General features: G+C 69.7%; 13 protein-coding genes. 7 read left to right on the top strand and 6 right to left on the bottom strand.

Annotated elements, in window-relative coordinates; all coding sequences use genetic code 11:
* Positions 1 to 71: 71 nt before the first annotated feature.
* The 3 genes from AB0D48_RS13400 to AB0D48_RS13390 are packed head-to-tail and all read right to left on the bottom strand — an operon-like array spanning position 72 to position 2,457.
* Positions 72 to 1,058 carry an ABC transporter substrate-binding protein gene (locus AB0D48_RS13400; protein WP_362394776.1) on the bottom strand — a complete coding sequence of 329 codons (987 nt, stop codon included), beginning with the start codon at positions 1,056 to 1,058 and terminating at the stop codon, positions 72 to 74.
* A 30-nt stretch (positions 1,059 to 1,088) separates the two neighbouring features.
* Positions 1,089 to 1,760: an ABC transporter permease gene (locus AB0D48_RS13395; RefSeq protein ID WP_362394773.1), complete on the bottom strand. Its 672-nt coding sequence runs from the start codon at positions 1,758 to 1,760 to the stop codon at positions 1,089 to 1,091.
* A gap of 4 nt (positions 1,761 to 1,764) precedes the next feature.
* Complete coding sequence (locus tag AB0D48_RS13390) at positions 1,765 to 2,457, bottom strand: ABC transporter permease (protein WP_362394770.1); 693 nt, start codon at positions 2,455 to 2,457, stop codon at positions 1,765 to 1,767.
* A 168-nt stretch (positions 2,458 to 2,625) separates the two neighbouring features.
* On the opposite strand from AB0D48_RS13390, the gene AB0D48_RS13385 reads away from it, so the two are divergent.
* On the top strand, positions 2,626 to 3,594 hold the full coding sequence (locus AB0D48_RS13385) for an ATP-binding cassette domain-containing protein (protein WP_362394767.1): 969 nt from the start codon (positions 2,626 to 2,628) through the stop codon (positions 3,592 to 3,594).
* Positions 3,595 to 3,741: 147 nt separating this feature from the next.
* Here the strand turns inward: AB0D48_RS13385 and AB0D48_RS13380 are convergent, their stop codons facing one another.
* On the bottom strand, positions 3,742 to 4,851 hold the full coding sequence (locus AB0D48_RS13380; RefSeq protein ID WP_362394764.1) for an alpha/beta hydrolase-fold protein: 1,110 nt from the start codon (positions 4,849 to 4,851) through the stop codon (positions 3,742 to 3,744).
* Positions 4,852 to 5,003: 152 nt separating this feature from the next.
* Here AB0D48_RS13380 and AB0D48_RS13375 point away from each other — a divergent pair, with 152 nt between their 5' ends.
* From AB0D48_RS13375 to AB0D48_RS13350, 6 genes are all read left to right on the top strand, one after another.
* Positions 5,004 to 6,854 carry a phosphatidylglycerol lysyltransferase domain-containing protein gene (locus AB0D48_RS13375; protein WP_362394762.1) on the top strand — a complete coding sequence of 617 codons (1,851 nt, stop codon included), beginning with the start codon at positions 5,004 to 5,006 and terminating at the stop codon, positions 6,852 to 6,854.
* 90 nt (positions 6,855 to 6,944) lie between these two features.
* The gene (folP, locus tag AB0D48_RS13370; RefSeq protein WP_362394759.1) at positions 6,945 to 7,817 is read left to right on the top strand and encodes a dihydropteroate synthase; all 873 of its coding nucleotides are present in this window, start codon (positions 6,945 to 6,947) and stop codon (positions 7,815 to 7,817) included.
* Positions 7,818 to 7,839: 22 nt separating this feature from the next.
* Positions 7,840 to 8,283, top strand: a complete 444-nt coding sequence (locus AB0D48_RS13365; RefSeq protein WP_362394756.1) for a nuclear transport factor 2 family protein — start codon at positions 7,840 to 7,842, stop codon at positions 8,281 to 8,283.
* A 130-nt stretch (positions 8,284 to 8,413) separates the two neighbouring features.
* Positions 8,414 to 8,773: a dihydroneopterin aldolase gene (gene folB / locus AB0D48_RS13360; protein ID WP_030010912.1), complete on the top strand. Its 360-nt coding sequence runs from the start codon at positions 8,414 to 8,416 to the stop codon at positions 8,771 to 8,773.
* Positions 8,770 to 9,378 (top strand): 2-amino-4-hydroxy-6-hydroxymethyldihydropteridine diphosphokinase, encoded by a 609-nt coding sequence (gene folK / locus AB0D48_RS13355; RefSeq protein WP_362394753.1) that lies wholly within the window; start codon positions 8,770 to 8,772, stop codon positions 9,376 to 9,378. The genes folB and folK overlap by 4 nt, the downstream gene beginning before the upstream one ends.
* A gap of 54 nt (positions 9,379 to 9,432) precedes the next feature.
* Complete coding sequence (locus AB0D48_RS13350) at positions 9,433 to 9,921, top strand: DUF3180 domain-containing protein (RefSeq protein ID WP_362394750.1); 489 nt, start codon at positions 9,433 to 9,435, stop codon at positions 9,919 to 9,921.
* Between the two features lie 199 nt (positions 9,922 to 10,120).
* Here AB0D48_RS13350 and folE read toward each other — a convergent pair whose 3' ends face one another.
* Together folE and ftsH are read right to left on the bottom strand one after the other, a co-directional pair.
* Positions 10,121 to 10,729, bottom strand: coding sequence for a GTP cyclohydrolase I FolE (folE, locus tag AB0D48_RS13345; RefSeq protein ID WP_362394747.1), 609 nt, complete (start codon positions 10,727 to 10,729; stop codon positions 10,121 to 10,123).
* 75 nt (positions 10,730 to 10,804) lie between these two features.
* On the bottom strand, positions 10,805 to 12,841 hold the full coding sequence (gene ftsH / locus AB0D48_RS13340; protein ID WP_362394744.1) for an ATP-dependent zinc metalloprotease FtsH: 2,037 nt from the start codon (positions 12,839 to 12,841) through the stop codon (positions 10,805 to 10,807).
* Positions 12,842 to 12,890 lie beyond the last annotated feature (49 nt).

The following is a 12,890-nucleotide window of genomic DNA, read 5'->3' as shown; positions in this document are numbered from 1 at the left end:
CATGTGGGGTACCCGCCCGGCAATCTCTTTCCGGGCAGTTGCCCCACATTTCTCCGTCAACCGCGTCACCACTACTTCTGGAGAAGGCCCTTCGACTCCAGATAGGCCTTCGCCACGTCCGCCGGCTTGGCGCGCTCGGCGTCCACCTTGCGGTTCAGGTCGACCAGGTCGGCCGTCGTCAGCGCCTTGGTCAGCTTGTCGAGCGCGGCCGCGACCTCGGGGGCACCCGCGTCCTCGGCGTTGACCACGGGCAGCACGTTGTCCGCGTTCTGGAGCTTCTTGTCGTCCTCCAGCAGGACCAGGCCGAAGCTGTCGAGCGTGGCGTCCGTGGTCGTGGTCAGCACCAGCTGGTCCGCGCCGTCCTTCACCGCCTGCTTGGCCTGCGGGGTGCCGACACCCTTGGGATCGATACCGGAAACTTCAATTCCGTATGTTGTCGTCAACCCGGGCGCGCAGAAGGGGCGGACGGCGCATTCGTCGCCCGCCGCGATCTTCACCTTGAGTCCGGACTTCCCAAGATCGGAAAGAGTCTTCAGGTTGTTCTTCTGGGCGAATTCCTTGCTCACCGCGAATGCGTTCTGGTCCACCGCCGCGCCCGCGGGCAGCACCTTCAGGCCGAGCGGGGCCGCGAGCTTCTCCAGACCCGCCACCGTCGCCGCGACGTCGCTCGACGCGACCGGCTTCTCCTCCGGCGCCTTGGGGCCGTTCACCTTGGCGTTGAGGAACTCCGCGAGGGTGGCCGCGTACTCCGGGGCGATGTCGATCTCGCCCTTCTCCAGCGACGGCTCGTACAGCTCGCGGTTGTTGACCGTCTTGATGGAGGTGCTGTAGCCCGCGTCCTTGAGGACCTGTGCGTACAGCTCGGCCAGCACGTTGGACTCGGTGAACCCGGCCGCCCCGATGACCAGAGCGCCCTTGCCCCCGCCCGAGGAGGACCCGGAGGAGGCCGAGCCGCCGTCCTTGCTCTTCTCCAGGCTGTCGCCGCCGCACGCGGCCAGCGACACCGTCAGGGCGAGGGTGCCCAGGGACGCGCCGAGGACGCGGGTGGTCTTGCTCATGGGGGTCTCCGTTCGAGGCGGGGAAAGGGATCAGCGGGACGCCGTCGCCGGCCGGAGCAGCAGCCGGTCGGCCGCCACCAGCACGCCCTCCACCAGCAGGGCCAGCGCTGCCACCAGCAGGGCGCCAGCGACGACCTGCGCGGTGTTGTACGTATTGAATCCGGCGGTGATGATCCGGCCGAGACCACCCTGGCCGACCATCGCCGCGATCGTGGCCGTGGCGATGACCTGTACGGCGCCCGAGCGCAGCCCGGTCATCACCAGCGGACGCGCGAGGGGCAGTTCGACCCGGAGGAACAGCTGGCTCCCGGACATGCCCATGCCCCGGGCCGCCTCCACCACCGAGCGGTCCACCTCGCGCATGCCGACGTACGCGTTCGTCAGGATCGGCGGTATCGCGAACAGCACGAGCGCGGCGATCGTGGGCAGGTAGCCCGCGTTGCGCAGCGGGGAGACCATGAACAGGGCCAGCACGGCGAAGACGGGCACGGCCCGGCCGATGTTGGAGACGTTGACGGCGAGGGCGCCGCCCTTGCCGAGGTGGCCGAGGAGCAGGCCGACGGGCAGGGCCACCGCGCAGGCGATCGCGAGGGCGATCCCGCTGACGTAGACGTGCTCGCCGAGCCGGTGCCAGACTCCGCTCTCGCCCGACCAGTTGGCGCCGTCCGCCAGCCAGTCCCAGGCGTCCCCCGCCATACCCATCACCTCAGGCCTCCTTGGGGGTGGGCCGGCGGCCGGCCCTGGTCCACGGGGTGAGCAGCCGCTGTACGCCGAGCAGCAGGAGGTCGGCCACGAGCGCGAGCAGCACGCACAGCACCGAGGCGGTGAGCACCTGGGCCTTGAAGGAGCTGTTCACGGCCGGGGCGATGAGATTGCCGAGGCCGCCCTTGCCGACGATGGAACCGACCGTGGTCAGCGCGACGGTGGACACGGTGGCGATCCGCACCCCGGCGAGCAGCGCGGGCAGCGCCAGCGGCAGTTCGACCTGCCACAGCAACCGCCCGGGCCCGTATCCCATGCCGCGCGCCGCCTCCCGTACGTCCGCGGGGACGGCTTCCAGGCCGGCCAGAACGTTGCGCACGAGGATCGTCAGCGAATACAGCACCAGGCCGGTCACCACCAGCGCCGCCGAGAGTCCGAACACGGGCAGCAGGAGGGAGAACATGGCGAGCGAGGGGATCGTGTAGAGCAGGGTGGTGAAGGCGAGCACCGGCGCCGCCCAACGCCGGCCGCGGCGGGCCAGCAGGGCGAGCGGGACGGACACGGCGATGCCGATGAAGACCGACACACCCGTGATCCAGATGTGTTCGAGGGTGGCGTCGGTGAGTTCCTGGGAGCGGGAGGACACGTACTCCCAGCAGATCCAGTCGTTCGCCACCAGGCAGCTCTGCCCGGCCATGCCCCGCACCTCCCCCCGTCACCGAACGCACGTTCTTCGATAGCGCAGTCTTCCCACGGCGCGACCACAAGTGACCATAACCCCCGGCACCGACAACGGCCGGATTCCTTCGCAGGGGGGCAACACTCCCTTTACGAACGGGGCACGCGGGTAAGGAAGGATGGCGATGTGATCCGATTCGAGCATGTGACCAAGCGCTACCCCGACGGGACGACAGCCGTCGAAGACCTGTCCTTCGAGGTGGCGGAAGGCGAGCTGGTCACCCTCGTGGGACCGTCCGGCTGTGGCAAGACGACCACGATGAAGATGGTGAACCGGCTGATCGAGCCGACCTCCGGCCGGATCCTGCTCGGCGGAGAGGACATCGCCGCCGCCGACCCGGTGGAGCTGCGCCGCCGGATCGGGTACGTCATCCAGCAGGTCGGGCTGTTCCCGCACAAGACGGTGCTGGAGAACACGGCGACCGTGCCGCAGCTGATCGGCACCCCGAAGGCCAAGGCCCGCGCGCGGGCGGCCGAGTTGCTCGAACTGGTGGGATTGGACCCGGCCGTGTACGGGGGCCGGTACCCGGAACAGCTGTCCGGCGGGCAGCGCCAGCGCGTCGGCGTGGCCCGCGCGCTCGCCGCCGATCCGCCGGTGCTGCTGATGGACGAGCCGTTCGGCGCGGTGGACCCGGTGGTGCGCGAGCGGCTCCAGAACGAGTTCCTGGCGCTCCAGAGGACCGTCCGCAAAACGATCCTGCTGGTCACGCACGACCTGGAGGAGGCGATCCGGCTCGGCGACCGCATGGCGGTCTACGGGGCGGGCACCATCGAGCAGTTCGCGCGCCCGGCGGCGGTGCTCGGGGCCCCGGCCACCGCGTACGTGGCCTCCTTCGTCGGCGCCGACCGCGGGCTCAAGCGGCTCGCGGTCACCCCGGTCGAGGCGGCCGACCTGACGGCGGCGGACGCCGAAGCCCCGGCCCCGGCCGCGGCGGTCGAGCTGGGGGCGACGCTGCGCGAGGCCCTCTCCGCGCTGCTCCAGGAGGACTCGGGCCGGATCGGCGTCACGGACCCGGCCTCCGGCGAACTGGTCGGCCTCCTGACCCCGGAGGGCGTCCACCGGGCCCTGCGCCGGGCCCAACTGCTGGAGGCGTGAGGCCGGACCGTGAGCCCGCAGGCGTGAGGCAGGCCTCATGGGACGCACACGTGACGCAGGGGCATACACGTGAGGCAGGCCGCGTGACGAAGGGGCATACGAAAGGGCCCGACCGGAGTCGGGCCCTCCCCCAGCAGTGCGCGGCACTCAGGCCTGGATGCGGCCGCTCATCCACATCAGCATCGGCGGGATCTCGCGCCGCCACGTGTTGAAGTTGTGGCCGCCGCTGTCGAGGATGATCGAGGAGACCCGGTCCGGTCCCTTGACCAGCTTGATGAACTTCTTGGTGTCACCGAGGTTCGGCTCGCCCGTCTCGCTGCTGGTGACGAGGAAGGACGTACCGGTCGGCTTCTTGTGCTCGATGCTGTGCAGCACGTCGGCCCGCTTCTTCAGCGCGTCGTCCCCGTGGAACAGGTCGCCGGTCGTCGGGTCGTCGGGAGCCTCGTAGTACGCGGACAGACCCGCGGCGGCGCCGAAGGTCTGCGGGTAGTGCGCGGCGATCTTCAGGGCGCAGTAACCACCCGTGGAATTCCCGATGAAACCCATGCTCTTGGGGCCCTTGCCCACCCGGAAGGTGTCCGTGATGGCCTGCGGGAGGTCCTGCCCGAAGAAGGTCTCGGTCTGCGGGCCACCGGGTATGTCAACGCACTCGGTGTCACGCGGGGGTGCCACCGTGGGACGCAGCATGACCAGGATCATCGGCTTCATCTTGCCCGCCTTGGACAGGCTGAAGGCCTTCATGGGGTAGTCGAGCCCTTTGATCAGGTTCTCTGCGGTGCCCGGGTAACCGGTCAGCACGATGGACGCCGGGAAGTTCTGGTCCTTGTGCTGCGGCTGGAAGTACTCCGGCGGGAGCCACACGTAGCCGGGGCTCGTTATCTTCGACTTCTGCCCGGTTATGGCAACCTTCAGGATCTGACCGCCCACCTGGGGCTTGGCACCACCGGGGACGTCCAGCTTCTGCTTGTCGACGACCTTGATGTCCTTGCTGCTCATCGAGTGGTCGACGACCTTGCCCATCGACGTCTCCTGGCCGAACAGGTCTGCCCAGGAACCGTAGAAGAGGAACGACTTGTTGGCCGCGAGCCCCACAGCCGAGAACAGCGCCAGCTGGGTCGCCAGCAGGAGGCCGATCCGGCCGGCGAACGCGCGCCAGCTGCGGCCCGAGAGCTTCGGCCAGAACCAGACGGTGGCCGCGAAGAGCAGCACACCGGCGATGATGGCCAGCGCCAGGACCGTATTACTGGTGAGACCCATGAGCAGTCAGTCGACTTTCTGATGGCAGGACTGGAAATTTCCGGCGGAAGAGTGAACCCGCTCCCCGTCGATGTCGTCCTAATGGACGCACCACACACCGGAGGCTGTCGCGGCCTTCGGCCACATGATCTCTCGCGGAGCAACGGGAAGCGATGTCTAGCAGGATAGATGGCGATAAGTCGGGACAGGTTCCGAGCGGAGTCCGCCGAATCCTCCGTGGACCACGGCCGGAGTCGGTGCCCGGCCTGGTAGGTACGGCCGTCATGATCGTCGGCCTTCTGGACGTCGCGGCGGGAGTCTTCCCGCGGTTCCGGCACAGCCGGATCCACGCAGTGGCCGAAGTGCTGCCGGTGTTCGGTCCCTTCGCGGCGGCCCTGGCCATCAGCGCGGGCGTACTGCTCCTGCTGCTGGCGCACGGCCTCAAGCGCCGCAAGCGCCGGGCCTGGCGGGCGGCGGTCGTACTGCTGCCGGCCGGCGCCGTGGCGCAGTTCGCGTACCGGCACTCGGTCGTCGGCGTGGTCATCGCGGCGGTGCTCTTCGCGCTGCTGCTGCGCCACCAGGGTGAATTCAAGGCGCTGCCCGACCCGCGCAGCCGCTGGAAGGCGCTCGCGAACTTCGTGCTGATGAGCGCCGGTTCCATCGGGCTCGGCCTGGTCATCGTCAACGTGCACCCGGGCAGGGTCGTCGGCAACCCGGGCCTGTACGAGCAGATCACGCACGTCGTGTACGGGCTCTTCGGCTTCGAGGGCCCCGTCGACTACGCCGGCCAGGTGTCCTGGACCGTCGGGTACTCCCTGGGCGCGCTCGGCATGCTGACCGCACTCACCACCATGTACCTGGCCTTCCGCCCCGAGCACCCGGCCGCGCGGCTCACCGCCGACGACGAGGACAAGCTGCGCGAGCTCCTCGCCAAGCACGGCGGCCGCGACTCCCTCGGCCACTTCGCGCTCCGCCGCGACAAGGCCGTCGTCTTCTCCCCCAGCGGCAAGGCCGCCGTCACCTACCGCGTCGTGTCCGGCGTGATGCTCGCCTCCGGCGACCCCATCGGCGACGTCGAGGCCTGGCCCGGTGCCATCGAGCGGTTCATGGAGGAGGCCAAGGCCCACTCCTGGACCCCGGCCGTCATGGGCTGCAGCGAGACGGGCGGCGAGGTCTGGACCCGCGAAACCGGCCTGGACGCGCTGGAACTGGGTGACGAGGCGATTGTCGATGTCAAAGACTTCTCCCTGTCGGGCCGCGCCATGCGCAATGTCCGCCAGATGGTGAAGCGCATCGAGCGCAACGGCTACACCACCAAGGTCCGCCGGGTCAGCGAGCTCACCGAGGCCGAGCTGGACCAGGTGCGCGGCGCCGCCGAGGCCTGGCGCGGCACCGACACCGAGCGCGGATTCTCCATGGCGCTGGGCCGGGTCGGCGACCCGGGCGACGGTGACTGCTTCATCGCCACCGCCCACCGGGTGGAGGAGGGCGACACCAGCCCCTTCGGCGACCTGAAGGCCGTCCTGCACTTCGTCCCGTGGGGCACCGACGGCATGTCGCTGGAGCTGATGCGCCGCGACCGCGCCGCCGACCCCGGCATGAACGAGCTGCTGATCGTCGCATCCCTGGAGGCCGCCCCCTCGCTGAAGATCGAGAAGGTGTCGCTGAACTTCGCGATGTTCCGCTCGGCCCTCGCCCGCGGCGAGAAGATCGGCGCCGGCCCGGTCCTGCGGATGTGGCGGAACCTGCTGGTCTTCCTCTCCCGCTGGTTCCAGATCGAGTCGCTCTACAAGTTCAACGCGAAGTTCCGCCCCCGCTGGGAGCCCCGCTTCGTGGTCTTCCGCACCACCCGCGACCTGCCCCGCATCGGCTTCGCCGCGATGCAGGCCGAGGGCTTCGTCACGCTGGCGCTGCCGCGCCTGTTCGCCAGCCGCCGCCGCCCCAAGCCGGTCCGCACCTGCGCCCACAACCACACCCCCGCCAAGGTCCCGGCCCAGGCGGAACGAGAGGTCCAGGCCGCGTAGCAGCCCGTGCGTCCGTACGGTCCCCAGGGCCCCGGCAGCCGACAGGCGCCGGGGCCCTGGCGTATCCAGGTCAGCCCTACCCTTGGACCTATGAACACGAAGCGCGGAGCCACCGGCAGGGGCCGGGTCGCAGGTCTGCCCGAGTGGGACCGCTGCGCGGTCATGGGCGTCGTGAACGTCACCCCCGACTCCTTCTCCGACGGCGGCCGCTGGTTCGACACCACCGCCGCCGTCAAGCGCGGCCTCGACCTCGTCGCCCAGGGCGCCGACCTCGTCGACGTCGGCGGCGAGTCCACCCGGCCCGGCGCCTCCCGCGTCGACGAGGAGGAAGAGCTGCGCCGGGTCGTCCCCGTGGTGCGCGGCCTCGCCTCCGAGGGGATCACCGTCTCCGTCGACACCATGCGCGCGACCGTCGCCGCGCGGGCCGTCACCGCCGGCGCGGTCCTGGTCAACGACGTCAGCGGCGGGCTCGCCGACCCCGGGATGATCCCGGCCGTCGCGGCTGCCGAGGTGCCGTTCGTGGTGATGCACTGGCGCGGCTTCAGCGACGGCATGAACAGCCTCGCCGTCTACGAGGACGTGCTCGGCGAGGTCACCGCCGAACTCAGGGGCCGGATCGACGCGGTCGTGGCCGGCGGCATCGCCCCCGAACGGCTCCTCGTCGACCCGGGCCTCGGCTTCGCCAAGAACGCCGAACACGACCTGGCCCTCGTCGCCCACCTGCCGGAGCTGCGCGCCCTCGGCTTCCCGCTGCTGGTCGCCGCCTCGCGGAAGCGTTTCCTCGGCAGGGTCCTGGCAGGCGGCGCCGACGCCTCGCCGCCGCCCGCCCGCGAGCGCGACGCCGCCACGGCCGCCGTCTCCGCCATCGCCGCCCACCAGGGCGCCTGGGCCGTACGGGTCCACGAGGTACGGGCGACCGCCGACGCGGTTCGGGTGGCCCGGGCCGTGGAAGGAGCGCTGTGACCACCGACCGAGAAGGAGCCCTGTGAGCAGAACCGACATCGAAGCGGTCGAAGAGGTCAACACGGCCTTCTACGAGGCCATGGAGCGGGGGGACTTCGACGCGCTGTCGGCGCTCTGGCTCGATGACGAGATCTCCTGCGTGCACCCGGGCTGGCCGGTGCTCTCCGGCCGCGGGGAGGTGCTGCGCTCGTACGCGCTGATCATGTCCCACACGGACTACATCCAGTTCTTCCTCACCGACACGAAGGTCTCCGTCATCGGGGACACCGCACTGGTGACCTGTACGGAGAACATCCTCAGCGGCGGCCCCGCCGAGGACGGCGGGGAACTCGGCCCACTGGTCGGCCAGCTGGTCGTCGCCACGAATGTGTTCCGACGCACATCCGAGGGCTGGCGGCTCTGGTCCCACCACGGCTCTCCGGTCCTCGCGGACTCCGATGAGGAGGAAGAAGAGGGCACCGACTGACCCCAAGGGCGGGGTCGAGGGCCCACCGCAGGTAAATTCGAAGGCGGACGACGCCGACCGCACTCGGCGTAGGCCCATGGCCCCGGGGAGTCCCGGGACCGGAAGCACCTACGAAACAGGAGTGATTCGCGTGGATCGTGTCGCGCTGCGCGGCCTCAAGGCTCGCGGGCACCACGGCGTCTTCCCCCGGGAACGCGAGGAAGGCCAGACCTTCATCGTCGACCTCGTGCTGCACCTCGACACCCGCCCCGCGGCGGCCGGAGACGACCTGGCGAAGACCGTGCACTATGGGGTCGTCGCCGAGGAGGTCGTCGACGTGGTCCAGGGAGAGCCCGTCGACCTGATCGAGACCCTCGCCGAGCGGATCGCCCAGCAGTGCCTCAAGCACGAAGCGGTGGCGCAGGTGGAGGTCGTCGTCCACAAGCCGGACGCGCCCATCACCGTCCCCTTCGACGACGTGACCATCACGATCACCCGGAGCCGCGCATGAACAACGGACTGAACACACAGAGCGACCCCACCGTGCAGCCGGTACCCGCCTCCGTCGTGGAGACGGTCGACGCGGCGGACACCACCCTGTCCAACCCGAAATGGGCCGTCATCGCGCTCGGCGCGAACCTCGGCAACCGGCTGGAGACCCTCCAGGGCGCCATCGACGCCCTCGGCGACACCCCGGGCCTGCGGGTCAAGGCCGTCTCCCCCGTCTACGAGACCGAGCCGTGGGGCGTCGAGCCCGGCTCGCAGCCCGCCTATTTCAACGCGGTCGTCAAGGTGCGGACCACGCTGCCGCCGTCCTCGCTCCTGGAGCGCGGTCAGGCCATCGAGGAGGCCTTCGACCGCGTCCGCGAGGAGCGCTGGGGCCCGCGCACGATCGACGTCGACATCATCTCGTACGCCGAAGTGGTCTCCGAGGACCCCGTCCTCACCCTGCCGCACCCGCGCGCCCACCAGCGCGCCTTCGTGCTGGCCCCCTGGAACGACATCGACGCGGAGGCGCGGATCCCGGGCCACGGTCCCGTCGGCGCGCTCCTGGCCGGAATCGGCCTGACCGGGGTCACGCCGCGCCCCGACCTGGAACTCCGCCTCCCGGAGTAGTCGTTACCCTGTGGACTGCCTGACGGATCAGCGCGGAAAGCGGGGAACGGGCACGTGAAGCAACTGAGGCCGGCGGTCCTGGCGGGGATCTTCATCGTCGCCGGGGTCCTGTCCTGGGCGGGCGCCCGCCTGTGGAACGCGTACGGCACGCTGCCGGGCGTTCCGCTGGCCGCGCCGATCGTCCTGGGCGTCATCGCGGCGGTGCTGCTGGCAACGGCCCTGTCGCTGCGCTCCCGCCTCAAGGCGCAGCGCGAGCGGCGGCCGGGGGCCAAGGGCGTGGAGCCGCTGATGGCGGCCCGCGCGGTCGTCTTCGGCCAGGCCAGCGCGCTGGTGGCGGCCCTGGTGGCGGGCGCGTACGGCGGTGTCGGCGTCTTCCTGCTGACCGATGCCCTCGACGTCCCCGCCCGTCGCGACCAGGCCTGGTACGCCGGCTTCTCGGTCCTGGCGGGCGCGGCGGTCGTCGCCGCCGCCCTCTTCCTGGAGCACGTCCTGAAGCTCCCGGAGGACGACGACCAGACCCCGGAGGCCCCGGCCCGCGCCTAAGGGGTGTCTCCGCCGGGCTGCGGCAGCGGGGCGGGGCCCTGCGCCGGACGGAAGGCCCGGCGCAGGGTGTATCTCCTCGGTCTTACGTCGTGTAGTAACCGGCCACATCGGCGATCAGGTCGACCGATCCCGCGTTGTTGTAGAAGCGCAACGTCACCATCCCACCCTGGCCCACCTTCACAGCGAGCCGCGGCCGCGCCTAGCGGGCCATGATCAGGCTCATGGCCTCGTTGCGCGTCGCGGGGTCGCGGAGCTGGCCGCGGACCGCCGAGGTGATGGTCTTCGCGCCGGGCTTGCGCACGCCGCGCATGGTCATGCACATGTGCTCGCACTCGATGACCACGATGCACCCGCGCGGGTCCAGGATCTCCATCAGGGAGTCCGCTATCTGCGTGGTCAGCCGCTCCTGGACCTGGGGACGGCGGGCGTAGACGTCCACCAGCCGGGCCAGCTTGGAAAGACCGGTGATCTTGCCGTCCATCGACGGTATGTACCCGACATGGGCCACGCCGTGGAACGGGACCAGGTGGTGTTCACAGGAACTCATGACCTCGATGTCCTTGACCAGGACCATCTCGTCGTGGCCGAGGTCGAAGGTCGTCGTCAGGACCTCTTCCGGCTTCTGGTACAGGCCGGCGAATATCTCCTTGTACGCCCGCGCCACGCGCGCCGGGGTCTCCAGCAGACCCTCGCGCTCAGGGTCCTCGCCCACCGCGATGAGGAGCTCACGGACCGCTGCCTCGGCGCGCTTCTCGTCGAACACGCCGATCGTGCCCTCGTCGCCGGTCAGGGTCACTGGGTCCGTCATAGCTTCCTCGTTCCTGTAAAAGTGCCGCGCCCCCCAGGCTAGAACCTGGGGGGCGCGGCTTCCATTCCGGGTGGATCAGGCCTCCGGGCGGTCCTCAGGGGCCACCTCGATGCCCTTCTCCGTGGAGACCGGCGTGACGGCGGTCGCCGCCGAGGTGCCGTTCGCCGAGTTCGTCAGCTGGAGCTCCTTGGGAGAGAGCACCGGCGGACGGGTGGAGGGGGTGCGGCGGGAGGAGCCGGTCCACGCGGGGCGGGCCGGGCGCTTCACGATCGTGGAGAAGATCTCGGCGATCTGCTCCTTGTTCAGCGTTTCCTTCTCCAGCAGCGCGAGGACCAGGTTGTCGAGGACGTCACGGTTCTCGACGAGGATCTCCCAGGCCTCGTTGTGCGCGGTCTCGATGAGCTTCTTGACCTCTTCGTCGACCAGCGCCGCGACCTCTTCCGAGTAGTCCCGGGGGTGCGACATCTCGCGGCCCAGGAACGGCTCGGTGTTGTCGCCGCCGAACTTGATCGCACCGAGACGCTCGGTCATGCCGTACTGCGTGACCATGGCCCGCGCCGTGGCGGTGGCCTTCTCGATGTCGTTCGCCGCGCCCGTGGTCGGGTCGTGGAAGACCAGCTCCTCGGCCGCGCGCCCGCCCAGCATGTACGCCAGCTGGTCGAGCATCTCGTTGCGCGTGGTCGAGTACTTGTCCTCGTCGGGCAGGACCATCGTGTAGCCCAGGGCCCGGCCGCGGGACAGGATCGTGATCTTGTGGACCGGGTCGGAGTTCGGGGAGGCCGCAGCGACCAGGGCGTGTCCGCCCTCGTGGTACGCAGTGATCTTCTTTTCCCGGTCCGACATGATCCGGGTCCGCTTCTGCGGGCCCGCCACGACGCGGTCGATCGCCTCGTCCAGCGAGTGGTTGTCGATCAGCTTCTTGTCCGTACGGGCGGTCAGCAGGGCCGCCTCGTTCAGGACGTTGGAGAGATCGGCACCGGTGAAACCGGGCGTACGACGGGCAACCGCGCCCAGGTCGACGTCCGGAGCGACCGGCTTGCCCTTCTGGTGGACCTTGAGGATCTCCAGCCGGCCCTGCATGTCGGGACGGTCGACCGCGATCTGCCGGTCGAAGCGGCCCGGGCGCAGGAGCGCAGGGTCGAGGATGTCCGGACGGTTCGTGGCGGCGATCAGGATGACCCCGCCCTTCACGTCGAAGCCGTCCATCTCGACCAGCAGCTGGTTGAGGGTCTGCTCGCGCTCGTCGTGACCGCCGCCGAGACCCGCACCGCGGTGCCGGCCCACTGCGTCGATCTCGTCGACGAAGACGATCGCCGGGGCGTTGGCCTTGGCCTGTTCGAACAGGTCGCGGACACGCGAGGCACCGACACCGACGAACATCTCGACGAAGTCGGAACCGGAGATCGAGTAGAAGGGGACACCGGCCTCGCCCGCGACGGCGCGCGCGAGCAGGGTCTTACCGGTGCCGGGCGGGCCGTACAGCAGCACGCCCTTGGGGATCTTGGCGCCGACGGCCTGGAACTTCGCCGGCTCCTGGAGGAACTCCTTGATCTCGTGGAGTTCCTCGACGGCCTCGTCCGCGCCCGCGACATCGGCGAACGTCGTCTTCGGGGTGTCCTTGGTGATGAGCTTGGCCTTGGACTTCCCGAAGTTCATGACCCGGGAGCCGCCGCCCTGCATCTGGTTCATCAGGAACAGGAAGACCACGACGATGAGGACGAAGGGCAGGAGCGAGAGCAGCACGCTCAGGAACGGGCTGGTCTTGTCCGGAGTGACGGAGTAGCCGTCCGGGATCTGACCGGCTTCGTACTTGGTCTGGAGGTTCTGGGCGAGCTGGACGCCCTGATCCCCGATGTAGTTGGCCTGGAACTTGGTGCCTTCGTGCTTGCCGAGCTTCTGGTCCTTCTGAAGCTCGATCTTGATCATCTGGCTGTCGCCGGTGGTCAGCTTGGCTGTCTCCACCTGACCACTGTTGATCGCCTTGATGACCTCGCTGGTGTCCACCGACTTGTAGCCGCCGCCGGAGCCGACGACATTCATCAACACGACCACGGCGAGGACGGCCAGCACGATCCACATGACCGGCCCACGGAAGTATCGCTTCACGTCCATCCATACGGGGCGCCAGGCACCCCGTCCCTCCTGCCCGTAGGTAAATGCT

The organism is Streptomyces sp. NPDC048269 (assembly GCF_040652395.1).
Taxonomy (GTDB): Bacteria; Actinomycetota; Actinomycetes; order Streptomycetales; family Streptomycetaceae; genus Streptomyces.
This window is presented reverse-complemented; position numbering and strand designations above follow the sequence as displayed.